Annotated in this window: 19 protein-coding genes and 5 tRNA genes; 23 read left to right on the plus strand and 1 reads right to left on the minus strand. The window is 46.0% G+C overall.

Translation table 11 applies throughout. From position 1 onward, the window contains the following. Position 1 precedes the first annotated feature (1 nt). The 22 genes from mtnA to G7Y39_RS09345 all read left to right on the plus strand — a co-directional run bounded on the left by mtnA (position 2) and on the right by G7Y39_RS09345 (position 19,949). Positions 2-1,039, plus strand: coding sequence for an S-methyl-5-thioribose-1-phosphate isomerase (gene mtnA, locus G7Y39_RS09240; protein ID WP_165157165.1), 1,038 nt, complete (start codon positions 2-4; stop codon positions 1,037-1,039). 84 nt (positions 1,040-1,123) lie between these two features. Beyond that, on the plus strand, positions 1,124-1,315 hold the full coding sequence (rpsU, locus tag G7Y39_RS09245; RefSeq protein WP_005854174.1) for a 30S ribosomal protein S21: 192 nt from the start codon (positions 1,124-1,126) through the stop codon (positions 1,313-1,315). A 74-nt stretch (positions 1,316-1,389) separates the two neighbouring features. After that, positions 1,390-2,298, plus strand: coding sequence for a tyrosine-type recombinase/integrase (locus G7Y39_RS09250; RefSeq protein WP_165157199.1), 909 nt, complete (start codon positions 1,390-1,392; stop codon positions 2,296-2,298). Beyond that, positions 2,288-2,587, plus strand: a complete 300-nt coding sequence (gene hpf, locus G7Y39_RS09255; protein WP_165157167.1) for a ribosome hibernation-promoting factor, HPF/YfiA family — start codon at positions 2,288-2,290, stop codon at positions 2,585-2,587. Before G7Y39_RS09250 ends, hpf begins: the two co-directional genes overlap by 11 nt. A gap of 92 nt (positions 2,588-2,679) precedes the next feature. Continuing rightward, positions 2,680-2,753: transfer RNA gene (locus tag G7Y39_RS09260), tRNA-Thr, on the plus strand. A gap of 18 nt (positions 2,754-2,771) precedes the next feature. Then, positions 2,772-2,854, plus strand: a tRNA-Tyr gene (locus G7Y39_RS09265). A 44-nt stretch (positions 2,855-2,898) separates the two neighbouring features. After that, positions 2,899-2,971, plus strand: a tRNA-Gly gene (locus G7Y39_RS09270). A 10-nt stretch (positions 2,972-2,981) separates the two neighbouring features. Continuing rightward, a tRNA-Thr gene (locus G7Y39_RS09275) sits at positions 2,982-3,053 on the plus strand. Between the two features lie 49 nt (positions 3,054-3,102). Further along, positions 3,103-4,290 (plus strand): elongation factor Tu, encoded by a 1,188-nt coding sequence (gene tuf, locus G7Y39_RS09280; RefSeq protein ID WP_165157169.1) that lies wholly within the window; start codon positions 3,103-3,105, stop codon positions 4,288-4,290. 51 nt (positions 4,291-4,341) lie between these two features. Next, a tRNA-Trp gene (locus G7Y39_RS09285) sits at positions 4,342-4,414 on the plus strand. Positions 4,415-4,432: 18 nt separating this feature from the next. Beyond that, positions 4,433-4,627, plus strand: a complete 195-nt coding sequence (gene secE, locus G7Y39_RS09290; protein WP_165157171.1) for a preprotein translocase subunit SecE — start codon at positions 4,433-4,435, stop codon at positions 4,625-4,627. A gap of 11 nt (positions 4,628-4,638) precedes the next feature. Then, positions 4,639-5,181, plus strand: coding sequence for a transcription termination/antitermination protein NusG (nusG, locus tag G7Y39_RS09295; RefSeq protein WP_165157173.1), 543 nt, complete (start codon positions 4,639-4,641; stop codon positions 5,179-5,181). Between the two features lie 67 nt (positions 5,182-5,248). After that, entirely contained in the window at positions 5,249-5,692 is a 444-nt protein-coding gene (gene rplK, locus G7Y39_RS09300) for a 50S ribosomal protein L11 (protein ID WP_165157175.1), read from the plus strand. Positions 5,693-5,707: 15 nt separating this feature from the next. Next, the gene (gene rplA, locus G7Y39_RS09305; protein ID WP_165157177.1) at positions 5,708-6,406 is read left to right on the plus strand and encodes a 50S ribosomal protein L1; all 699 of its coding nucleotides are present in this window, start codon (positions 5,708-5,710) and stop codon (positions 6,404-6,406) included. Positions 6,407-6,420: 14 nt separating this feature from the next. Next, positions 6,421-6,951, plus strand: coding sequence for a 50S ribosomal protein L10 (gene rplJ / locus G7Y39_RS09310; RefSeq protein ID WP_165157178.1), 531 nt, complete (start codon positions 6,421-6,423; stop codon positions 6,949-6,951). Positions 6,952-7,004: 53 nt separating this feature from the next. Next, on the plus strand, positions 7,005-7,382 hold the full coding sequence (rplL, locus tag G7Y39_RS09315; RefSeq protein WP_165157180.1) for a 50S ribosomal protein L7/L12: 378 nt from the start codon (positions 7,005-7,007) through the stop codon (positions 7,380-7,382). A 107-nt stretch (positions 7,383-7,489) separates the two neighbouring features. Continuing rightward, positions 7,490-11,302: a DNA-directed RNA polymerase subunit beta gene (rpoB, locus tag G7Y39_RS09320; RefSeq protein WP_165157182.1), complete on the plus strand. Its 3,813-nt coding sequence runs from the start codon at positions 7,490-7,492 to the stop codon at positions 11,300-11,302. 76 nt (positions 11,303-11,378) lie between these two features. Further along, positions 11,379-15,677 carry a DNA-directed RNA polymerase subunit beta' gene (rpoC, locus tag G7Y39_RS09325; RefSeq protein ID WP_165157184.1) on the plus strand — a complete coding sequence of 1,433 codons (4,299 nt, stop codon included), beginning with the start codon at positions 11,379-11,381 and terminating at the stop codon, positions 15,675-15,677. Between the two features lie 160 nt (positions 15,678-15,837). Further along, entirely contained in the window at positions 15,838-16,701 is an 864-nt protein-coding gene (locus G7Y39_RS09330; protein ID WP_165157186.1) for an endonuclease/exonuclease/phosphatase family protein, read from the plus strand. A gap of 16 nt (positions 16,702-16,717) precedes the next feature. Continuing rightward, complete coding sequence (locus G7Y39_RS09335) at positions 16,718-17,602, plus strand: AraC family transcriptional regulator (protein WP_165157188.1); 885 nt, start codon at positions 16,718-16,720, stop codon at positions 17,600-17,602. 452 nt (positions 17,603-18,054) lie between these two features. Next, a complete protein-coding gene (locus G7Y39_RS09340; RefSeq protein WP_165157190.1) occupies positions 18,055-19,467 on the plus strand; it encodes an ATP-binding protein in 1,413 nt (470 codons plus the stop codon). Positions 19,468-19,634: 167 nt separating this feature from the next. Then, on the plus strand, positions 19,635-19,949 hold the full coding sequence (locus tag G7Y39_RS09345) for a DUF3467 domain-containing protein (RefSeq protein WP_165157191.1): 315 nt from the start codon (positions 19,635-19,637) through the stop codon (positions 19,947-19,949). Between the two features lie 216 nt (positions 19,950-20,165). Here the strand turns inward: G7Y39_RS09345 and G7Y39_RS09350 are convergent, their stop codons facing one another. Next, positions 20,166-21,128 (minus strand): N-acetylornithine carbamoyltransferase, encoded by a 963-nt coding sequence (locus tag G7Y39_RS09350; RefSeq protein ID WP_165157193.1) that lies wholly within the window; start codon positions 21,126-21,128, stop codon positions 20,166-20,168. 565 nt (positions 21,129-21,693) lie between these two features. Between G7Y39_RS09350 and G7Y39_RS09355 the strand changes: the two genes are divergently transcribed. Continuing rightward, positions 21,694-24,400 (plus strand): hypothetical protein (locus G7Y39_RS09355; protein ID WP_165157195.1); only part of this gene is annotated, 2,707 nt, incomplete at its 3' end.

Below are 24,400 nucleotides of genomic sequence, written 5' to 3' on the forward strand. Positions count from 1 at the left end.
AATGATACAAACTCTATCTGACTTAAGGACCGTGCGTTTCAATGAGCAAGCGGACAGCGTGATAATTTTGGACCAAACGCTGCTGCCGGGTAAGGAAGCGTATCTGACCCTTACCACTGCTGAGGAGATATGGGACGCTATCTATAAATTAAAGGTACGTGGAGCGCCCGCTATCGGGGTAGCGGCCGCTTATGGTATCTATGTTTGCGCCCGTCGGATCGATACGACGGAGAAATCTGTTTTCAGGGATGAGTTTCGGAGGATCAAGGAGTATCTGGCCAGTTCCCGTCCGACGGCGGTGAATCTGGTGGCGGCGCTGAACCGGATGGAACAGGTGTTGGTCGCTCATCCTGCCTTCTCCGTCCCGGAATGGAAAGGGTTATTATATAAGGAAGCGATCGCGATCCGTGAGGAAGATGCCGCCGCTTGTCGGCAGATCGGCGAGAATTGTCTGGAGCTGCTCCGTCCCGGGATGGGAATCCTTACGCATTGCAACGCCGGACATCTGGCGGTCTCGGAATATGGTACCGCCCTGGCTCCGATTTATCTGGGGCAGGAGAGAGGCTATGGCTTCAAGCTTTTCGCCGACGAGACCCGCCCTTTGTTGCAAGGTGCCCGTCTCACAGCCTATGAGCTAAACAGGGCCGGAGTTGATGTGACGCTGATTTGCGATAATATGGCTTCCATCGTCATGCGGAGAGGTTGGGTGCAAGCCGTGGTCGTGGGTTGTGACCGTGTAGCTGCCAATGGCGACGTGGCGAATAAGATCGGCACGTCCGGAGTGGCTATCTTGGCCCGCCATTATAAGATTCCCTTCTATGTATTAGGTCCGACATCTACCATCGATAGCTCGTGTCCGGACGGCGATTCCATTGTGATAGAGGAGCGTAACCCTGATGAGATTACCGAAATGTGGTATTCAAGGCGTATGGCCCCGAAAAACGTGAAAGTCTACAACCCTGCCTTCGACATTACGCCTCACGAACTGATCACGGCGATAATTACGGAGAAAGGTATCTTTTATGAAAATAATCGTTGAAAGTTTTGCTAATCCCGAAACAATCAGTAATTTTGCCGCTCAATTTGAGGATATAAATAACTAAACAATATAACAATTTAAATTATGATCGTAGTTCCATTAAAAGAAGGCGAAAACATCGAGAAGGCGCTTAAGAAATTCAAGAGAAAGTTCGAGAAAACAGGTGTAGTCAAGGAATTGAGAGGCCGTCAGGCTTTCGAGAAACCGTCTGTCACGAAGAGAAAGCAGACTATGCGTGCTATCTACGTACAGCATTTGCAACAAGTAGAAGAATAATTATAGCTTCTGGGCTTGTTTTATTGAATTCTTATTCCTATTTTCGTTGCATGAATGTTGATGCGACGAGAATATTGCTGATCGATGACTTTTTAAACTATCTCCGGTATGAGCGGAACTATTCCGATTATACGATTGGTGCTTATTCGAAAGACTTAGACCAATTCCAGAGGTATGTAAGAGAGCATCGGGAGGGTGTATTCGAACCCGGTGAAATCGACTCGGATTTCGTGAGAAGTTGGGTCGTCAGTTTGATGGACGAGAAGCTCTCTCCTGTATCGGTAAACCGGAAATTAAGTTCTTTGAAGTCTTTTTTTAAGTTTCTCATGAAACGGGGCATTGTCTCCGCAAATCCGTTGAGATTGGTGCACGGCCCGAAAACGAAGAAGCCCTTACCTTATTTTATTAAGGATAGCGAGTTGGAGGCGTTGTTGGACGGAGACGGATTTGATGAGGATTTTGAAGGTGTGAGGAATCGATTGGTCATAGAGATGCTGTACGATACCGGGATGCGCCGCTCTGAGTTAATCGGCATACGCAACGTGGATGTGGATTATGAGGCGATGCAGGTCAAGGTAACTGGAAAGCGGAACAAGCAGCGGTTGATTCCTTTTGCGGAGGGTTTAAAAAACTTGATGCTTGCATACACGGAGGTCCGTGATCGTGAGGTTGAGGCAGCCAGTGAGTGGCTTTTCGTTCGGAAGAACGGGAAGCAGTTGTCGACGGGGATTGTTTACAATATAGTAAAAAAGCAATTGTCGGAGATACCTATGTTGGCGAAGCGAAGCCCACACGTGTTGCGACATTCATTTGCGACGAGTATGTTAAACAACGGGGCCGAGCTGAACGCTGTGAAAGATTTGTTAGGTCATAGCAGTTTGGCGTCTACGAGTGTTTACACGCATACAACCTTTGAGGAATTAAAAAAAGTGTATCATGCTCATCCAAGAGCAAAAAAAGAAGGAGGTTATTATGGACGTTAGAATTCAAGCAATTCATTTCGACGCAACTGCACAGTTGGAGGCGTTTATTCAGAAGAAAGTTTCTAAATTGGAGCAATACTTCGATGGTATTATATTGGCAGAGGTTACGTTGAAGGTGGTTAAGCCTGAGACGGTGAAGAATAAGCAGGCCAGTGTAATGTTGTCCGTGAAGAACGGGGAATGTTTCGCTGATAAAATAAACGATACTTTCGAAGGGGCGATAGACGATTGCGTGGAGGCTTTGGAGAAACAACTGGTTAAATTCAAAGAAAAAATCAGAGCCAAATAAAAAAACGGTAGATAAATTTGGTATGTAAGAAATAATGTCTAAATTTGCAGCCGTTTCGCCATGGTGACGAAACGGCTGCTTTTAGAAGTATCGCCTCTTTAGCTCAGTTGGCCAGAGCACGTGATTTGTAATCTCGGGGTCGTTGGTTCGAATCCGACAAGAGGCTCGGAGAATGTATCGGAAAGGGCAGTTACCAGAGTGGCCAAATGGGGCTGACTGTAACTCAGCTGGCTTTCGCCTTCGGTGGTTCGAATCCATCACTGCCCACACGGATGAAGCAAAGGACGGAATCGGTTGGTTCATTCGGTCTTGCGGAAGTAGCTCAGTTGATAGAGCATTAGCCTTCCAAGCTGAGGGTCGCGGGTTTGAGCCCCGTCTTCCGCTCTTATGTATTGCCTGTGTAGCTCAGCGGTAGAGCACTTCCTTGGTAAGGAAGAGGTCCCGAGTTCAAGTCTCGGCACCGGCTCAATTGGAGATTGAACATGATCATTAATCAAATAAAGAACAATTAAGTTATGGCAAAAGAGAAATTTGACAGATCGAAACCACATGTGAACATTGGTACGATTGGTCACGTTGACCACGGTAAAACAACTTTGACAGCTGCTATCACGACAGTATTGGCAAAGAAAGGTCTTTCAGAGTTGCGTTCATTCGATTCTATCGACAACGCCCCTGAAGAAAAAGAGAGAGGTATCACTATTAATACTGCTCACGTAGAGTATCAGACCGCAAATCGTCACTATGCTCACGTAGACTGTCCGGGTCACGCCGACTACGTAAAGAACATGGTAACTGGTGCTGCTCAGATGGACGGTGCTATCATCGTGGTGGCTGCTACTGATGGCCCTATGCCTCAAACTCGCGAGCACATCCTTTTGGCTCGTCAGGTAAACGTTCCGAGATTGGTTGTTTTCATGAACAAGTGTGACATGGTTGACGACGAGGAAATGTTGGAATTGGTCGAGATGGAGATGAGAGAGTTGCTTTCATTCTATCAATTCGACGGCGACAACACTCCGATCATCCGTGGTTCTGCTCTTGGCGCATTGAACGGTGATCCTCAATGGGAAGCTAAAGTGATGGAGTTGATGGATGCTTGTGATACGTGGATTCCTCTGCCTCCGCGCGAAATCGACAAGCCGTTCTTGATGCCGGTTGAGGACGTATTCTCAATCACGGGCCGTGGTACTGTTGCTACAGGTCGTATCGAGACAGGTATCGTTAAGGTGGGTGAGGAAATCCAGATCATCGGTCTTGGCGCTGCCGGCAAGAAATCTGTTGTTACGGGTGTTGAGATGTTCCGTAAATTATTGGATCAAGGAGAGGCTGGTGACAACGTTGGTTTGTTGCTTCGCGGTATCGACAAGAATGAGATCAGACGTGGTATGGTAATCTGCCACCCGGGTCAGGTTAAAGAGCATTCTAAGTTCAAGGCTGAGGTTTACATCTTGAAGAAAGAGGAGGGTGGTCGTCACACTCCGTTCCACAATAAATATCGTCCTCAGTTCTACATCCGCACATTGGATGTGACTGGTGAAATCGCTTTGCCGGAAGGAACTGAGATGGTAATGCCGGGTGATAACGTAACGATCGAGGTTGAGTTGATCTATCCGGTAGCGTGTAGCGTAGGTCTTCGTTTCGCTATCCGCGAGGGTGGACGTACGGTAGGTGCAGGCCAGATCACAGAATTAGAGAACTAATTCAAACACTAGATAATGTTATAGCCAGTCTTTTAGGGACTGGCTATTTCTACGGAAGTAGCTCAGTCGGTAGAGCACTGGTCTCCAAAACCAGGTGTCGGGAGTTCGAGCCTCTCCTTCCGTGCTAAAATCTATAGATTCGATGAAAAAGATAATTGCTTATATTAAGGAATCTTATAACGAACTTGTTTATAAAGTTTCTTGGCCTACGAGAGCAGAGCTTTCTAATAGTGCGGTTGTTGTTATGTTTGCTTCCCTTATCATCGCCGCATTGATCTTTGTTGTTGACGGGGTCTTCGAGGCTGTTATGCGTTTCTTCTACAACCAAATTTTCTAATCAGTTGAGGTATGTCTGATATCCAAAAGAAATTTTATGTTCTGCGTGCCATTAGTGGCAAGGAGAACAAGGTACGGGAATATCTAGAGGCTGAGCTGAAGAATACGGATCTGGGAGAATATGTATCTCAAGTCTTGATTCCGACCGAGAAAATCTTTACGGTACGAAACGGCAAGAAGGTCATGAAAGAGAGAGCTTACCTGCCGGGTTATGTGCTGGTCGAGGCCGCTTTGGTCGGTGAGGTTGCCCATCGGTTGCGGAACATTCCGAACGTGATTGGTTTCTTGGGTGGTTCTGATACCCCCGTGCCATTACGCCCTGCGGAAGTAAATCGTATTTTAGGTACGGTCGACGAGTTGCAGGAACAACAGGAGGATTTGGATATCCAGTTCTATGTTGGAGAGAGTGTGAAGATCACTTTTGGACCGTTTAGCGGTTTCATGGGTATAATCGAAGAGGTCAACGCCGAGAAAAAGAAACTTAAGGTGATGGTTAAGGTCTTCGGACGAAAGACTCCCCTTGAGTTGGGCTATATGCAAGTTGAGAAAGAATAGTGCTCTGGTTACGAAAAGTGCTACCTTTCTGTTATTGATGTTATATATCTAAAAAAATTTAGAAACAATGGCTAAAGAAGTTGCTGGACAAATCAAATTGCAGATTAAAGGAGGAGCAGCAAACCCTTCTCCCCCAGTAGGACCTGCTTTGGGTTCTAAGGGTATTAACATTATGGAGTTTTGCAAGCAATTTAATGCCAAGACCCAAGACAAGGCTGGTAAGATATTACCCGTTGTAATTACTTACTATGTCGATAAGTCTTTCGACTTTGTCGTTAAAACTCCTCCTGTGGCAATCCAGTTGTTGGAAGCTACCAAGAAGAAGAGCGGTTCCGCTCAACCTAACCGTGCTAAGATCGCTGAGATCACATGGGAGCAGGTGAGAGCTATCGCTGAAGACAAATTAGTCGATCTAAACTGCTTTACTGTCGAGTCAGCCATGAGAATGGTTGCAGGAACAGCCAGAAGTATGGGTATCACTGTTAAAGGGACATTCCCGGGTAATAATTAATAAACTTCAATTGAGATGAGTAAACTTACAAAGAATCAAAAGTTGGCTTTGGGCAAGATTGAAGCTGGGAAAGCATACACATTGAAAGAAGCTTCAGCTTTGGTGAAGGAAATTACTACAACCAAGTTTGATGCGTCTGTAGATGTCGATGTCCGTTTAGGTGTTGACCCCCGTAAAGCCAATCAAATGGTGAGAGGCGTGGTTTCATTGCCTCACGGAACTGGTAAGCAGGTTAGGGTTCTCGCATTATGTACCCCGGACAGGGAAGCTGAAGCTACTGCCGCTGGGGCTGACTATGTTGGCTTGGATGAGTATATTGATAAGATTAAAGGCGGTTGGACTGACATTGACGTTATCATCACTATGCCTTCTATCATGGGTAAGATCGGTGCTCTTGGTCGCGTGTTAGGCCCTCGTGGTTTGATGCCTAACCCAAAGAGTGGTACGGTTACCAATGAGATCGGAAAAGCGGTGAAGGAAGTTAAGCAAGGTAAGATCGACTTTAAGGTAGATAAGAGCGGTATCGTTCACACTTCTGTTGGTAAGGTGTCATTCACTCCGGAACAGATTCGTGACAACGCTAAGGAGTTCATTTCAACTTTGATCAAGTTGAAACCTGCTGCGGCTAAAGGTGCGTATATAAAGAGTATTTATCTTTCTAGTACTATGAGTGCGGGTATTAAAATTGACCCCAAATCAGTTGAAGAAAACTAAAAAACAATTGGACAATGAGAAAGGAAGATAAAGGAACTGTTATCGCTCAATTAACTGAGGTATTAAAGGAATATCCTAATTTCTATTTGACGGATATCGAGGCGCTGGACGCTGAGAAAACCAGCAAATTGAGAAGAGAGTGTTTCAAGCGTGAGGTTAAGTTAGTCGTTGTAAAGAATAACTTGCTTAAGAAAGCGTTGGAGAACATTGAAGGTGACTTCTCCGTTCTTAACGTAGCATTGAAGGGCAATACGGCTGTGATGTTCTCACAGGTCGCTAATGCTCCCGCTCGCCTGATTAAGGATTTTACTAAGGACGCCAAGAAAGATGTAGTCGCTAAACCGGCTTTGAAGGCTGCTTACGTACAAGAAAGTTTCTACGTAGGTGCTGAGAATCTAGAGGCATTAGTAAATATCAAGAGCAAAAACGAACTTATCGCCGATGTTATCGCATTGTTGGAATCTCCGGCGAAGAACGTTATCTCTGCTCTTCAGTCATCAGGACAAACTATCCATGGTCTGTTGAAGACTTTGGAAGAAAGATAATTTTTTTTCATTAAAACATTACACAGGTAAATAATCATTTAAATCATACAAAAATGGCAGATTTGAAAGCTTTTGCAGAACAATTAGTAAACTTGACCGTTAAAGAAGTTAGCGAATTGGCTACTATCCTTAAAGAAGAGTACGGTATCGAACCTGCTGCTGCAGCTGTTGCTGTCGCTGGTCCTGCTGTTGGTGGTGCCGCCGCCGCTGTAGAAGAGAAGACTTCTTTCGATGTTGTATTGAAAGCAGCTGGTGCTAATAAGTTAGCTATCGTTAAGTTAGTTAAAGAATTAACTGGTCTTGGTTTGAAAGAGGCTAAGGATATGGTGGATAGCGCTCCTAATGCAATCAAGGAAGGTATCGCCAAAGCTGATGCTGAGGCATTGAAGAAACAGTTGGAAGAGGCTGGAGCTGAAGTTGAGCTTAAATAGTATTTATAACCTGGTTTCCAGGTGATTTGGTTAAGAGTCTCCGACTACGAAGACTCTTAACCTTTTTGTGTCTATAATTTCAATAAGTTCAATAAATTCCTTACTAGATGTCTTCAACAGCTGAAAACCAAAGAGTTAATTTTGCTTCGATAAAGAATCAGTTCCCGTATCCGGACTTTCTCGAAGTTCAATTGAAGTCGTTCCAAGACTTTCTTCAACTAGACACTCCTCCTGAAAAGAGAAAGAAGGAGGGATTGTATAAGGTATTTGCCGAGAATTTCCCGATTGCGGATACCCGTAACAATTTTGTGTTGGAGTTCTTAGATTATTATATAGATCCGCCTCGTTACACTATCGATGAGTGTATCGCTCATGGGTTAACTTATAGCGTGCCTTTAAAAGCGAAGTTAAAACTGTACTGTACGGACCCGGATCATGAGGACTTCGATACGGTGATCCAAGATGTATACTTGGGTCCGATCCCGTATATGACGGACAGAGGTACTTTCGTGATCAACGGCGCCGAGCGTGTCGTCGTGTCTCAGCTGCACCGTTCTCCTGGCGTATTCTTCGGGCAAAGCACGCACGCAAACGGAACGAAATTGTACTCCGCGCGTATTATCCCGTTCAAGGGGTCATGGATCGAGTTCGCTACGGACATCAACAATGTGATGTACGCTTACATTGACCGTAAAAAGAAATTGCCTGTAACTACTCTTTTGAGAGCTATTGGTTTTGAAAGCGATAGAGATATTCTTGAAATCTTCAACCTTGCGGAAGAGGTGAAGGTAACGAAAGCAAACCTGAAGAAGTTTATCGGACGTAAGCTAGCCGCCCGTGTTTTGAAAACTTGGGTGGAGGATTTCGTAGATGAGGATACCGGTGAGGTGGTTTCTATTGAACGTAACGATGTAATCATTGACCGTGAGTCTGTATTGGATAGCGATAATATCGAGGCTATCTTGGATTCAGGTACGCAAAATATTTTGTTGCATCGTGAGGACCAGAATCTATCCGACTATGCGATTATATATAATACACTCCAGAAAGACCCGAGCAACTCCGAGAAGGAAGCGGTGTTGTATATCTACCGACAATTGAGAAATGCGGAGCCGGCTGACGAGGCTAGCGCACGCGAGGTTATCACGAACCTGTTCTTCTCAGAGAAACGTTATGATCTGGGTGAGGTAGGACGTTACAGGATCAACAAGAAGTTAGGCCTTACTACAAACGCTGATGTTAAGGTCTTGACTAAAGAAGATATTATCGAGATCATCAAGTACCTGATCGAGTTGATCAACTCGAAGGCTATCGTGGATGATATCGACCACTTGAGCAACCGTCGTGTACGTACGGTTGGTGAGCAATTGTATAACCAGTTCGGTATTGGTTTGGCTCGTATGTCACGTACAGTTCGTGAGCGTATGAACGTTCGCGATAATGAGGTGTTCACTCCGATTGATTTGATCAACGCGAAGACGATTTCTTCCGTGGTTAACTCTTTTTTCGGAACGAATGCCTTGTCTCAGTTCATGGACCAGACGAACCCGTTGGCGGAGATCACGCATAAGCGTCGTTTATCAGCCCTAGGTCCGGGCGGTTTGTCTAGAGAGCGTGCCGGATTCGAGGTTCGTGACGTTCACTACACGCACTATGGTCGCCTTTGTCCGATTGAGACCCCGGAAGGTCCGAACATCGGTTTGATCTCTTCTTTGTGTGTATACGCTAAGATCAATGATCTTGGTTTCATCTCGACTCCGTATCGAAAGGTGGCAGATGGAAGGGTTGACTTCTCAGAGGATGGCTTACAATACTACACGGCGGAGGAAGAGGAAGAGTTGACAATCGCTCAGGGTAACGCTCCATTGGATGATGACGGTAAGTTTATCCGTGATAAGGTAAAGGCTCGTTTTGAGGCCGACTTCCCGGTTGTCCCTCCTTCAGAGATAGACTTGATGGACGTGGCTCCGCAGCAGATCGCTTCTATCGCGGCTTCTTTGATCCCGTTCTTGGAACACGATGACGCTAACCGTGCGTTGATGGGATCTAACATGATGCGTCAGGCAGTTCCTTTGTTACGTACGGACGCTCCGATTGTTGGTACCGGTATTGAGGCGCAGGTTGCCCGTGACTCCCGTACTCAGATTATGGCTGAGCGTGAGGGTGAGGTTGTGTTCGTTGATGCTACTTGTATTAAGGTTAAATATGACCGCACGGAGGATGAGGAATTCGTTAGCTTCGAGGATGCGGTTAAGACATATAATATCCCGAAATGGCGTAAGACTAACCAGAGCACGACGGTCGATTTGAAACCGATCTGTCATCGCGGACAGCGTGTGAAAGCCGGCGATATCCTTACCGAAGGTTACTCAACCCAGAATGGTGAGCTTGCTTTGGGACGTAACGTGAAGGTGGCTTACATGCCTTGGAAGGGGTATAACTATGAGGATGCTATCGTGTTGAACGAGCGTATGGTTCGCGAGGACTTCTTTACGTCTGTTCACGTTGACGAGTATATCCTTGAGGTACGTGAGACAAAGCGTGGTATGGAAGAATTGACTTCCGATATCCCTAACGTCAGCGAAGAGGCTACCAAGGATTTGGATAAGAGAGGTATCGTCCGTGTAGGTGCTCGTATCGAGCCGGGTGATATCTTGATTGGTAAGATCACTCCGAAGGGAGAGTCTGATCCTTCTCCGGAGGAAAAGCTGTTGCGTGCTATCTTCGGTGATAAGGCGGGTGATGTGAAGGATGCTTCCTTGAAAGCTACCCCGTCTTTGCGCGGTGTGGTTATCGAGACTGCTTTGTTCTCGAAGGCTATCAAGAAACGTAAATCCAGATTGACTGATAAGGCGATCTTGCCGAAGTTGGACGAGGAATACGAAGAAAAGATGGCTAGCTTGAAGACTTTGTTAGTTGATAAGTTGTTAGTGCTTACAAACGGTAAGGTTTCTCAAGGTGTTAAAGACTATATGAATACGGAGATTATCGCTAAGGGTGCTAAGTTTACCCGCAAATCTCTGGAAGAATTGGATTATAACTCCATCCAAGTAAGCAAGTGGACGGCAGACGCTCAGAAGAATGAGTTGATCAAGCTGGTTATCTTGAATTACTTGAAGAAGTACAAGGAGCTTGACGCTGAGTTGAGACGTAAGAAGTTCGACTTGACGATCGGTGATGAGTTGCCGACAGGTATCGTACAGATGGCTAAGGTTTATATCGCCAAAAAACGTAAGATTCAGGTAGGTGATAAGATGGCCGGTCGCCATGGCAACAAGGGTATCGTATCAAAGATCGTTCGTCAGGAGGATATGCCGTTCTTGGAAGATGGTACTCCGGTAGATATCTGCTTGAACCCGCTGGGTGTGCCTTCTCGTATGAACTTGGGACAGATTTTCGAGGCCGTGTTGGGTTGGGCTGGACGTGAGTTGGACGTTAAGTTTGCTACTCCGATCTTCGATGGCGCGACTTTGGATGATTTGAACGAATGGACAGACAAGGCTGGTATTCCTCGCTACGGTAAGTCTTATTTGTATGATGGTGGTACCGGTGAGCGTTTTGACCAGCCTGCTACGGTGGGTGTTACTTACTTCTTGAAGTTGGGTCACATGGTTGACGATAAGATGCATGCCCGTTCAATCGGTCCGTACTCTTTGATTACGCAACAGCCGTTAGGCGGTAAGGCTCAGTTCGGTGGTCAGCGTTTCGGAGAGATGGAGGTTTGGGCACTGGAAGCCTTCGGTGCCGCTCATGTTCTTCAGGAAATTCTTACGATTAAGTCTGATGACGTTGTAGGACGTTCGAAGGCTTATGAGGCGATCGTGAAGGGTGATCCGATGCCACAGCCGGGTATCCCTGAATCTCTGAATGTATTATTGCACGAGTTGAGGGGACTTGGTTTGAGTTTCACTCTGGATTAATTCAATAACAATAAAGAAGTAGATGGGCTACGGCCCGTCTGCTTTATCTATTGATAACTCTTTATAAATAAATAATATGGCCTTTAGAAAAGAAAACAAGATAAAGAGTAACTTTTCAAAAATAACCATTGGTCTGGCATCCCCCGAGGAGATCCTGGAGAACTCCAGCGGTGAGGTCTTGAAACCGGAAACAATTAACTATCGTACGTATAAGCCTGAGCGTGACGGTTTGTTCTGTGAGCGTATCTTCGGTCCGATCAAGGACTATGAGTGCCATTGCGGTAAGTACAAGCGTATCCGTTACAAAGGCATTGTCTGCGATCGTTGTGGAGTGGAAGTTACGGAAAAGAAAGTTCGTCGTGAACGTATGGGACATATCCATTTGGTGGTTCCCGTTGCCCATATTTGGTATTTCCGTTCTTTGCCTAATAAAATCGGTTACTTGCTAGGCCTTCCTACCAAGAAACTGGATTCCATCATCTATTACGAACGCTACGTCGTGATCCAGCCGGGTTGCGTAGACACGGTCGGTGAGTTAGACCTGTTATCAGAGGAGGAATATCTGGACATTTTGGATAGCCTACCAAGAGAAAATCAATTGCTGGAGGATACGGATCCAAACAAGTTCATCGCTAAGATCGGCGCTGAGGCCGTTTATGATCTGTTGGCTCGCTTGGACTTGGATTCTCTTTCGTATGAGTTGCGTCACCGCGCGAACACGGATACATCCCAACAGAGAAAAAACGAGGCCTTGAAACGCCTTCAGGTGGTTGAGTCTTTCCGTGCGTCCAGAGGCCGTAACAAACCGGAATGGATGATTATGAAGGTGATCCCGGTGATCCCTCCCGAGCTGCGTCCGTTGGTTCCGTTGGACGGTGGCCGTTTCGCTACTTCTGACTTGAATGATTTGTATCGTCGTGTTATTATCCGTAATAACCGTTTAAAACGATTGATCGATATCAAGGCTCCGGAAGTGATCTTGCGCAATGAGAAACGTATGCTTCAGGAGGCCGTAGACTCTTTGTTTGACAACTCTCGTAAATCGAGCGCCGTTAAGACAGATGCCAATCGCCCGTTGAAGTCCTTGTCCGACAGCTTGAAAGGTAAACAAGGTCGTTTCCGTCAGAACTTGTTGGGTAAGCGTGTTGACTATTCCGCCCGTTCGGTTATTGTCGTAGGTCCGGAATTAAAGATGCACGAGTGCGGTTTGCCGAAGAATATGGCTGCCGAGCTTTATAAGCCATTTGTTATCCGTAAATTGATCGAGCGCGGCATCGTGAAGACGGTGAAATCCGCCAAGAAGATCGTTGACCGTAAGGAGCCTGTCGTTTGGGATATTTTGGAGTACGTGATGAAGGGTCATCCGGTATTGTTGAACCGTGCCCCGACATTGCACCGTTTGGGTATCCAAGCGTTCCAGCCGAAGCTGATCGAGGGTAAGGCTATCCAGTTGCACCCGTTGGCATGTACGGCATTCAACGCCGACTTCGACGGTGACCAAATGGCTGTTCACTTGCCGTTAGGTAATGAGGCTGTTTTGGAAGCTCAAATGTTGATGTTGGCTTCACACAATATCTTGAACCCCGCGAATGGCGCTCCGATTACCGTACCTTCTCAGGATATGGTGCTTGGCTTGTATTACATTACCAAGTTGCGCAAGGGTACACTAGGTGAGGGCTTGACTTTCTACGGTCCGGAGGAGGCTACGATCGCTTACAATGAGAAACGTCTGGATATCCATGCTCCGATCCATGTTTACGTGGAGGATTTGGATGAGAACGGTAACTTTGTGAAGACGATGGTCGAGACTTCCGTTGGACGTTTGATGGTCAATGAGTTTGTTCCGAAAGAGATTGGCTATGTAAACGAGGTGTTGGGTAAGAAGCCTCTTCGTGACATCATCGGTCGGGTAATCAAGGCTTGTGGTGTGGCTCGTACCGCTCAGTTCCTGGATGACATCAAGAACTTGGGGTACTATATGGCATTTAAGGGGGGTCTGTCTTTCAACTTGGCCGATGTGCTTATTCCTGCTGAAAAAGATGCGTTGGTTCAGAAGGGATATGAGGAGGTTGAGCAGATCATGGCTAACTATAATATGGGTTTCATCACCAACAACGAGCGTTATAACCAGATCATCGATACTTGGACACACGTTAACAGTAACTTGTCTAATATCTTGATTAAGCAATTGACGGCGGATAACGATGGATTCAACTCAATCTACATGATGATGGATTCCGGTGCCCGTGGTTCTAAGGAGCAGATTCGTCAGTTGTCCGGTATGCGTGGTTTGATGGCGAAACCGCAGAAGAGTGGTGCTGAAGGTGGTCAGATTATCGAGAACCCGATCCTATCTAACTTTAAGGAAGGTTTGTCCGTGTTGGAGTACTTCATCTCTACTCACGGTGCTCGTAAGGGATTGGCCGATACCGCTTTGAAGACTGCCGACGCAGGTTACTTGACTCGTCGTTTGGTCGACGTCTCTCACGACGTGATCGTAAACGAGGAAGACTGTGGTACATTGCGTGGCTTGGTTTGTACGGAATTGAAGAATAACGAGGAAGTGATCGCTTCCTTGTATGAGAGAATCTTAGGTCGTGTATCTGTCCACGATGTGATCCATCCGATCACGGGCGAGATAATTGTTCGTTCCGGTGAGGAAATCCGCGAGGATGCGGCTAAGGCAATCCAAGACTCTCCGATCGAGAGCGTCGAGATTCGTTCCGTATTGACTTGTGAGTCTAAGAGAGGTGTCTGCGCTAAGTGCTACGGACGTAATTTGGCTACGAACCGTATGGTTCAGAAGGGAGAGGTTGTCGGTGTAATCGCCGCGCAGTCTATCGGTGAGCCGGGTACACAGTTGACGTTGCGTACATTCCACGTCGGTGGTATCGCGTCCAACATCGCTACAGAGAATAGTATTACATCCAAATACGATGGTATTTTAGAGATCGACGAGCTCCGTGCTGTTGAGGCGGAGGACGAGGTGAGCGGAAAGAAACATTTGGTAGTGGTAAGCCGTCTGGCTGAAGTGCGCATTGTTGATCCGAACACGAAGATCGTGTTGCTGACGCATAATATACCTTATGGCTCTAAATTGTTCTTCAACAACGGTGACTCAATAAAGAAGGGCGACGTAATCATCGAGTGGGATCCGTTCAATGCCGTAATCGTATCAGAGGTCTCCGGTAAGATCGAGTTCGAGAGTTTGGTAGAGAACGTAACTTACAAGGTTGAGAGTGATGAGACTACCGGTTTGAAGGAGAAGATCATCATTGAGTCTAAGGATAAGACGAAGGCTCCGGCCGCTCATATCGTAGACGAGAATGGTAATTACTTGAAGAACTACTCTTTGCCGTTGGGCGCTCACGTCGTGAAAGACAATGGTGATGTAGTGAAGGCCGGTGAGGTTTTGGTCAAGATTCCTCGTGCCGTAGGCAAGACGGGTGATATCACCGGTGGTCTTCCCCGTGTGACCGAGTTGTTCGAGGCCCGTAACCCGTCTAATCCAGCTGTCGTATCTGAGATCGACGGTGAGGTAGGATTCGGTAAGATCAAACGCGGTAACCGCGAGATCACCGTAACGTCCAAGTTGGGTGAGGTTAAGAAATATATGGTTCCTCTGTCTAAACAATTATTGGTGCAGGAGAACGACTATATCCGTGCGGGCATGCCGCTATCAGACGGTGCTATCACCCCCTCGGATATCTTGGCTATCAAGGGTCCGACGGCCGTACAGGAATACATCGTGAATGAGGTTCAGGATGTATATCGTCTGCAGGGTGTGAAGATCAATGATAAGCACTTCGAGGTTATCGTTCGTCAGATGATGCGTAAGGTAGAGGTGGTTGATCCGGGAGATACTCGCTTCTTGGAGCAGCAGGTCGTTGATAAGTTGGAGGTAATGGACGAGAACGATCGTATCTGGGGTAAGAAAGTGGTTACCGATCCGGGAGATTCTCAGGCATTGCAGGCCGGACAGATCGTGACCGCACGGAAGTTGAGAGACGAGAATAGTATGTTGAAACGCCGCGACCTTAAGTTGGTCGAGGTACGTGACGCTATCCCCGCTACAGCGAACCAGATCCTTCAAGGTATCACACGCGCCGCCTTGCAGACGAACAGCTTCATGTCTGCCGCGTCTTTCCAAGAGACGACGAAAGTGTTGAACGAGGCGGCTATCAACGGAAAGGTAGATCGCTTGGAAGGTTTGAAAGAGAACGTTATCTGCGGTCACCTGATTCCTGCCGGTACCGGTCAGCGTGAGTTTGATAAGCTGATCGTAGGCGCGAAGGAAGAGTTCGACCGTATCGTCTCAAATCGCAAGAGCGTGGTTGATTTCAGTGCCGTGGACAAAGATGATGATGAGGAATAGGAAACATTAATAAACTATAAAGAAAGGCTGGCAGAAGCATCTGTCGGCCTTTTTTGTTCTCCCTTATTTGCTTAATCAATGGATAAACTTTACTTTTGCGGGGTATCAAAGGCCATAGATAAATGCTGAGACCTATAAAAAACATATAATAATCAATGTCATGAAGAGAATTTTACTTTGTTTGATGGTGGCATTATTTGCCGGGGGCTGCTTATTCGCTAAAAACAACGATGAGAAAATGAATGTAATGTCTTATAACATCCGTTACGATAATTCGGGGGATAAGGATAATCAATGGAAATTCAGAAGAGACTTCGCCGCCGATTTGGTGAAATTCCATGAGGCGGATGTGTTCGGCGCGCAAGAGGTCTTGAACAATCAGCTGAATGATTTGCTTGATCGTTTACCGGGATATGCTTATGTGGGTGTCGGGCGTGAGGACGGCAAGACAAAAGGGGAGTACGCTCCGATTTTCTATCGTAAAGATCGTTTCTCTGTCGAGAAAAGCGGTAATTTCTGGTTGGCCGAAGATATAAATGCCGTTGGCAAGAAAGGTTGGGACGCCGCGTGCGAGCGTGTGGCTACCTGGGCGATCTTGCGAGATAAGCATACGGGGAAGAAATTCTTCTTCCTGAATACACACTTGGATCATATAGGGAAAGTGGCTCGTCATGAAGGCGCTGCTTTGGTGCTGGAGCAAGCGAAGCAATTATCCGAGGATTTGCCCGTGATCGTGACGGGCGATTTCAACGCCGAGTCTTCCGATGATCCGATACAGGTATTGACTCATCCGAGTGATCCACGCCATCTGACCCATTCCCGTACGATCGCGGGAATGACCTACGGCCCGGAATGGACATTCCATAATTTTGGGAAGATCCCCTATGACCGGCGTAAAGGAATCGATTATATCTTCGTGAAAGGGGATATCAAGGTATTGCGTCATGGTGTATTGACTGATACGTTGAATAACCTGTTCCCATCCGACCATTGCCCGGTAATCTGTACGTTGGTGCTCGAATAAGAAAAACTTTGTATGTATGGGGAAAGTCGACGTGTGGAAGGAAACGACCCCGCTTTCATCAGAAGATTGCTTCTTGGTCATGCAGCGCCTGAAATCGGGGTTTAATTTTCCGTTGCATGTACACATGGAGTTTGAGTTGAACTATCTGGAGAATGCCGCCGGCGCCATCCGGATAGTCGGCGATTCGGTCGAGGAAATCGATGATCTGGACTTGGTGTTGATCGCGGGTGGGACGAAGCATGCTTACTCGAACCACGAGTGTGCGTGTGATGGAATCTTTGAGATAACGATACAATTTCATAAATCCATATTTGACAGCTTGATCAATAAGCGGCATTTCAAGACGATGAAAGATATGTTCGATAATGCCTCCAGCGGTCTTGTTTTCAGCCGGGAGATGATACTGGGTATCCAAGATAATTTAAGGATGCTGTCGAACGATAGCAAGTCGGATTCTTTCCAGAACCTGTTGCGTTTGATCGAGATCCTTAGAATCCTGTCATTGGATAAAGCCGCCCGTCGGTTGAATGCCGTGAACACGGTAAAGAACTATAATGATGACGATACCGATCGATTAGATAGTATCATGTTATATTTACACGAGAACTATCAGAGACGTATCACCTTGTCGGAAGTGGCCAAGTCGACAAATATGAGTGATGCCTCATTGATGCGTTTTTTGAAAAAGTGGACGGGAAAGACATTTATCGATAACTTGAACGAGATCCGGGTAGCCGAGGCGGTATGCCGCCTGATCGATACAAGTGACAGCATTTCTGAAATATGTTATAGGTGCGGTTTTAATAACCTGTCGAATTTCAACCGGGTATTCAAACGGCGCAGGGGGAGTACCCCTACGGAGTACAGGGAGAAGTATGCCCGTTCGAGGTTTATAATTTAAAACAGGATTTAAAGCATGTTTGCATTGATTTGAGTCAAGTGTTGATGATATAGTATTACTTATTGCACATATAGTATTTGGAGGTCTTCGCTAAAGGCCTTACTTTTGTAAAGTTCAAGTGAGAGAGATTGGCACTTAAACGAGACGACCTTAACTAAAACGCCAAAATCATGTATATCAAACACTAAAGGTATTTTTACATTGGTCTAAAGAATTGAGAATTAAAAACACAACTGGAAAACGGCTGCCTGCGAAGGTGGCCGTTTTTGCGTTTATAGCCTTCAAACTCGCCTCTGTCGCCAAGCGGACGGTGCTGTCCGTGTTTGCCGGGATGACTCACAAAGACCGATTCTTTACGTATACTTTATCGGTAACGCGATTTTTTTTTGATTTACCGATAAAGAATCGGATTTATTTTACTATCCTTGCATGGAATTTAAAAGTATTGCAAGATGACAGATGCAATTATAGGAAGAGCAACCGAGCAGGAGATATTGCGCCAACGCGTAGGCTCAGATTCCTCTGAGCTAATAGCTATCTATGGCCGTCGTCGAGTTGGCAAGACCTTTTTAGTTCGTCAGTATTTTAATGATGCGTTTAGCTTCTATTCTACTGGGATTTATCAAGGTACGAAGAAAGAACAACTCGGAGAGTTTAACCGTCAGTTGGAATATTATTCGGGACATAAATGGACGTCCGCAAAGGACTGGTTCGATGCGTTTGCCCAGCTGCGCGAATACCTTGAATCGTTAGATGGCTGTAAACCCATTGTCGTTTTCCTTGATGAATTGCCATGGATGGATACTCAGAAAAGCCGCTTCATCAAGGCACTCGAATATTTCTGGAATTCGTGGGGTGTAACAAACAAACGGCTAAAATTGATTGTGTGTGGAAGTGCCACGACATGGATGCGAGAAAATGTGCTTTCCGATAAAGGTGGATTGTACAATCGTACTACGCGTAGTATCTATCTTGCTCCTTTCACATTGCATGAGACAGAACAATACCTTCTTTCGCGAGGCATTAGCTGGAATCGATGTCAGATCGCGGAGTGTTATATGATTTTGGGTGGTACGCCGCTTTATTTGCAAATGCTCGAACGTAATCTGAGCCTTACGCAAAATATAGATAATCTCTTTTTTATACAGGGCGCGCCATTGGCACGAGAGTACGATTTCCTGTTCCGCTCGCTGTTTAATGAAGCTACGGTACACCGGCAGATTATCGAAACGTTGGCAAGTAAAGCAATTGGAATGACTCGAAAAGAAATTATGACCGTAGCGAAAATCGAAGACGGGGGAGTCTTGACAAAAGCCTTGCGAAACTTGAACGATTGTGATTTTATTCGCCAATATACGGCATTTGGCAAAAGTGAGCGTGGAACGATATATCAGCTGACCGATTTGTTTTCGTTGTTCCATTTGCGCTATGTCAAAGGCTACCGCGGGCAGGACGAGCATCACTGGCAAAATATGATCGACTCTCCCTCCCGCAGAGCTTGGAGCGGCTACTCTTTCGAACAATTATGCCTGCACCATATTCGCCAGATCAAACAGAAACTGGGCATCACTGGCGTGCAGAGCGATGTTTGCGCATGGAAAGGAGAAGGCGGTCAAATAGACTTACTGATTGATCGAAGGGATCAGACCATCAATCTTTGCGAGATGAAATTCGCGCAAGGTGAGTTTGAGATTACGAAACAGTACGACTCGCATCTGCGAGAACGAGCAGAAAGCTTCCGTTCAGCGACGAAAACCCGCAAGGCATTGCATCAGACATTCGTTACTACTTATGGTGTGAAGAAAAATATGTATAGTGGGAACATCCAGAGTGAGATCAGGCTCGATGATTTGTTTGTTAAATAATGAGGGGATCGCGGAAGTTCCTACCCGCGTATATCCGCGTGCTCTTGAGGCTGCCTGCGAAGGTGGCCGTTTTTGCGTTTATAGCCTTCAATTCCTTTGCGACCCGGAATAAATATGTATATTTGTCTTCGCAATTTTTAATCACCATAAATTTAAAAGAAGAACGTATGGAAAACAACAAACCGGCCAATAACGAGATTCAGATCGAGTTGTCTGAAGAGATGGCACAAGGAACTTACGCCAATTTGGCTATTATATCTCATTCAAGCTCTGAATTTATCCTGGATTTCATCCGGGTGGTTCCGGGAGCTCCTAAGGCACAGGTAAAAAGCCGCGTGATCCTGACTCCGGATAACGCTCAACGTCTGTTATTCGCTTTGCAAGACAATATCAAGAAATTTGGAGAGCAACTTCAAGCAGGAAATAGTAATAACAAAACAGCTAATTTCGAGGACTTCGCGGGTCCGGCAGGAGAGGCTTGACCGATCTGTTCTCAGCCATAGGGAGAGTACGTTCCTACAGGAGTGGGGGCGTACTTTTCTTGTTGGGCCAAGCCCGTCGACATCGAAAAACCCGGATGCCTATTCTTAGGCGCTTACAATGGGCATTCTTAACACCTAACAATGCCCATCGTAAGCACCTAACAATGCCCATCGTAAGAAACCCCTACTTTTCTGCCATTATTTTATCTTTCCTCTTTAAAGGCCGGACAACCCCATCAGCAGTTTCCTCAATACGGTTTGCGCGGAGATCTCACGGTTTGCCGCCTCGGGGATCACGATGCTTCGCGGACTCTCTATCACATCGTCGGTGACGATCATATTGCGGCGGACCGGCAGGCAATGCATGAAATAAGCGTTATTCGTAAGCGCCATTTTCTCCGCGTCTACGGTCCAGTTACGATCCATGCTGATCACCTGTCCGTAATACGGATCTCTATAAGCGGACCAGTTCTTCGCGTAAATGAAATCGGCGCCTTCAAAAGCCCTCTTCTGATCGTATTCCACTTTCGCGTCGCCAACGAACGCGGGATCAAGCTCATAACCCTCCGGATGAGTGATAACAAACTCATAATCGGTCGCGTTCATCCATTCGGCGAAGCTGTTCGGTACGGCTTGCGGCAACGACTTCGGATGAGGCGCCCAAGTCATGACCACCTTCGGGCGAGCCGTCTTCTTATATTCCTCGATCGTGATCAAGTCGGCGAAACTTTGCAACGGATGGCGTGTCGCCGCTTCCATGCTGAATACCGGGCGGCCGGAATACTTGATGAACTGGTTTAATATCTTCTCGTTATAATCATCTTCCTTATTCTCAAAGCGTGCGAAAGAGCGGACGCCGATCACGTCGCAATAGCAGCCCATCACGGGGACGGCTTCCAGCAAATGCTCCGGCTTATCGCCATCCATGATAACACCGCGCTCTGTCTCCAGCTTCCATGCCCCTTGGTTAACGTCGAGTACGATGGTATTCATGCCTAAGTTCATGGCCGCCTTCTGGGTACTTAGGCGGGTACGCAGGCTTGAGTTGAAAAATATCATCAACAACGTCTTGTTTTTCCCCAGTTCGTTAAACCGGAAACGATCCTTCTTGATCTCGAAAGCTTCATTAAGCGCTTGTCTCAAGTCACCTAAATCCTGTACGCAAGTGAAATGTCTCATATCTGTTACAATAATAGTTTGTCAGCGGGCAAAGATAACGACTACTTGTCAATTATCCTTTCGAAAGAGTCATGAATTGTTTAAGGCACGAAATCCTCCTTGCTTCCGCGTGGATATCGATAGGATCGCCTATGGATTCTTGCTCGCATACGACATAATTCTACAGACCACAGCGTGGTCTATACGTCCCACGGCGATAACAAGGGAATAGATGGGTTCGTAAACGATCTTAGCATATCTTTAATGTACGCACGTACATTAATTATAGGTAGAAAACGGCGAGTTTAAACGATCGTTTAAATTCGTCATTTGCAAAGGTACGCGTTTCTTTAATACTTGCAACCCTTCCGGGCTATTTTTTTTATTCCTTATCCGCTTTCTTATCAATAGGATAGCCTATCGCTGACAAACCCGCCGCTTCCTCTGACAAACCCACCCTTTTTCCCTTTCAAAAACGCAAGATTTAAACGATGGTTTAGATTAGCCGTTTTCGAGCGGCGGTAGGCTATCGAAGAAGTGGATAAGTACTTAATTAACACTATTATTAATATTAAATTTTCGATTTATGAACAAAAAGTTTACAACGTTTCTGGCTAGTGCCGTGCTTGTATCTGCTTTCTCAGTAGGCTCGGTAGCAGCGTATGTTGGGGCTGTTGCTCCTGCAGTAGAGGAAACTCCTAAGCCAGAGGCTGATGGTTCTAATCCGGCGACGGTTAACGAAACTAAGTTGGCGAAAGATCAAACAGTCTTGTTTTATTTGGGTGGTGATAAGACTGAAGCCGGGTTCAAATTCTTGGCTGCTGGTAAAGACAAGGCTGATTTTGGTAAGTTTGTTACAGTTGAAGGCACTAAAGAAAGCTTTACATTGACGCAATTGAACCAGGCTATGTGGACGGTTTCCGCAAAGAAGAGCAATCTGGGTGTGAATGTATTCTCTTTCGTGAACAAGGCTACGGGTTTGTCTTTCGCTGTGGATCCTTCCATGGCTGTCGCTTCAGATAAGACGGCTGAGGCCAAAGAGGTTACCCTGGGCGGTAGCGCTACAGAATGGGTTGTTAAAGACGGGACTTTAGTCTCTTATGTGGATGGTGAGAATTTCGTGTATTTGGCAAAACAGGGTGAGGGTGCTGATGAGAGAAAAATCTTAGTGAAAGATAAGGAGATCAAAAGCGATGTCAAGGTCGCTATCACTTTCAACCAGGATCAGATCCCTACAAGCATGCCGTTGTATGCCGCTGATTTGAATACGCTGTTGCAATCTGCTCCTGCAGGATCATCCTTTGGTTTGACGATGTCTCCCGAGGTTTCAGATGGAAATACAAACCATTTGACGGCTAAGGCATTGGTGGCAGAGGAGGTTAAGGAAGAGGCTGCTACTAAGGCTGCTACTGAAGCTGCTACTGAAACTGCTACTGAGCCAATACTTACTGACTATGTCAAATTGCGGCTTAAAGATAAGGTTAATAATAAGTATCATTATGTAGTTGTCGATACGGCTTACTATGAGGCTACAGAGGATTCCAAGTTGTTGAAGTTTACTTATGATGAACTGGGTGCTAAAGGTCGTGAGCCGTGGTCTTACCACTTTAAATTCACTTACAACGCTCAAGAGAACGAGTTGTATGCTCAAGTTCGGAAGGTAGTTTATAAGATTGAGAAGAAAGATGATGTATCTGCTTCTGACTATTCTAATTGGTTGAAGGCTAATACAGAGAATGCGGCATGGCCAGTTTCAGTGTCAGAAGAATGGAAGGATAATAATACCACGGTTACGGTTACTGACCCCGCTTCCAATAAGTATATCTACATGGCTAACTTGGCTGGGAACAAGGTTCTGACGGTCAATACGGATGATACGGATGCAGATCTCGTCAATACTACTACTGGAGACGCAACAACTACCGACATTACAAAAGAGTTGCAACGTACGAAGATCACTTTAGGCACGAACTTCACGGGCTTGACTCAGACTACTTTGGAAGAGGGTATTTATATGATCAAGCTGCGTACTTCTGGTTTAAATGCGAATGGTGGGAAGAGAAGTGTATCTGATGGCGATTATTACATCGCAAACTTAGCGGGTGCATATGGTTATATGCCGCAGCAGAAGAATCAGAACTTCGATCACATGCCGGCCGCTCAGTGGGTGGTTAAGAAGAATGGAACTTCCGCTACAGCTCCTGTGGAGATCTATAACCGTGAGTTTGGGGATAAGATGTTTAGTGGCCAGTTGTTCAAGGCTGGAGATAACGTATTCTTAGCTGATACTGATACTATGGAGTTCGTTAAGGTATCTAAGGAAAGCGCAGAGAACGATAAGCTGGGTTACAAGTATGTGACGGAGTTGGATACGGATGTAGAGCGTTACTTGTTCAACTACTTGCACGGCTTGGCAGACGATAAGTTCTTGAGCGTACCGAGCGATAAGGATTCCATCGTACGTGTAGACGAGAATGGTGCGAAGTCTAACTTCCGTTTGGAGGTCGTTCTTGAGGATAAGTATGGTTATGGCGATAAGTTGGTTCGAAATGTATACCGCATTGTTGATAACTGGGGACGTTGCTTAGGTTATGATTCAAAGACGAAGAAGTATGTCTTGTCAAAAAGTGCTTATGGTGTGTATTTCTTGAAAGAGAATAACGATGTCGAAGGAAAAGAATATTATACTTTGGTTGAGGCTAACTTCCGTTACGTAAAAGTGACGCAGACGCAAGCAGAGGCATGGTATCCGAAATGGTGTGAGGGTCTGAAAAAAGATGACGCACCGACTATCGCAAAGTATTATGGAGGAGAAACTCCTGATTATAAGGAGGCTGAGAAGGAGAGTGATGATAAGGAAGGTGAGGAAGGTAAGGACGCACCCAAATATTTGGTTGATCCAAATGGTGACTTTGTTGGTGTTCCGATCTATGATAAAGATGGCAAGCCATTGGTAGCTGATGGTAGTAAGGTAGACTTCTACACTTATCAGGACGTTGATGGTAAGATCGCGTTGAAGAAAGTAGGTGAGGATGATCTATCGGGATCGAAATCTGTAGATTACGCTTCAGTGAAGGTCTCTGTTGATGACAACACGTTGGATTTGGTAAACGGTGACATCGATGATAAGTTCTTCTCTGAAAACAGCAATGAGGCTCGTAACTCGGCTTTCGCTGTAGAGATCGATGACGCTCCGTTGTATCGTCGTTTCAACATCAAGGCTTTGGGTGAGAGCGAAACGGATAGCGCACAATGCTTGGCATTCGTTGAGAATGTTCGTAACGAGTACTTGA

This window comes from Parabacteroides sp. ZJ-118 (genome assembly GCF_011038785.1).
In the GTDB taxonomy this organism is placed as follows: domain Bacteria; phylum Bacteroidota; class Bacteroidia; order Bacteroidales; family Tannerellaceae; genus Parabacteroides.

Bases quoted from the DNA above. Each gene is read 5' to 3' on its own strand.
- mtnA (WP_165157165.1), top strand. From the start codon at position 2: ATGATACAAACTCTATCTGACTTAAGGACCGTGCGTTTCAATGAGCAA.
- rpsU (WP_005854174.1), top strand. From the start codon at position 1,124: ATGATCGTAGTTCCATTAAAAGAAGGCGAAAACATCGAGAAGGCGCTT.
- hpf (WP_165157167.1), top strand. From the start codon at position 2,288: ATGGACGTTAGAATTCAAGCAATTCATTTCGACGCAACTGCACAGTTG.
- tuf (WP_165157169.1), top strand. From the start codon at position 3,103: ATGGCAAAAGAGAAATTTGACAGATCGAAACCACATGTGAACATTGGT.
- secE (WP_165157171.1), top strand. From the start codon at position 4,433: ATGAAAAAGATAATTGCTTATATTAAGGAATCTTATAACGAACTTGTT.
- nusG (WP_165157173.1), top strand. From the start codon at position 4,639: ATGTCTGATATCCAAAAGAAATTTTATGTTCTGCGTGCCATTAGTGGC.
- rplK (WP_165157175.1), top strand. From the start codon at position 5,249: ATGGCTAAAGAAGTTGCTGGACAAATCAAATTGCAGATTAAAGGAGGA.
- rplA (WP_165157177.1), top strand. From the start codon at position 5,708: ATGAGTAAACTTACAAAGAATCAAAAGTTGGCTTTGGGCAAGATTGAA.
- rplJ (WP_165157178.1), top strand. From the start codon at position 6,421: ATGAGAAAGGAAGATAAAGGAACTGTTATCGCTCAATTAACTGAGGTA.
- rplL (WP_165157180.1), top strand. From the start codon at position 7,005: ATGGCAGATTTGAAAGCTTTTGCAGAACAATTAGTAAACTTGACCGTT.
- rpoB (WP_165157182.1), top strand. From the start codon at position 7,490: ATGTCTTCAACAGCTGAAAACCAAAGAGTTAATTTTGCTTCGATAAAG.
- rpoC (WP_165157184.1), top strand. From the start codon at position 11,379: ATGGCCTTTAGAAAAGAAAACAAGATAAAGAGTAACTTTTCAAAAATA.
- G7Y39_RS09330 (WP_165157186.1), top strand. From the start codon at position 15,838: ATGAAGAGAATTTTACTTTGTTTGATGGTGGCATTATTTGCCGGGGGC.
- G7Y39_RS09335 (WP_165157188.1), top strand. From the start codon at position 16,718: ATGGGGAAAGTCGACGTGTGGAAGGAAACGACCCCGCTTTCATCAGAA.
- G7Y39_RS09340 (WP_165157190.1), top strand. From the start codon at position 18,055: ATGACAGATGCAATTATAGGAAGAGCAACCGAGCAGGAGATATTGCGC.
- G7Y39_RS09345 (WP_165157191.1), top strand. From the start codon at position 19,635: ATGGAAAACAACAAACCGGCCAATAACGAGATTCAGATCGAGTTGTCT.
- G7Y39_RS09350 (WP_165157193.1), bottom strand. From the start codon at position 21,128: ATGAGACATTTCACTTGCGTACAGGATTTAGGTGACTTGAGACAAGCG.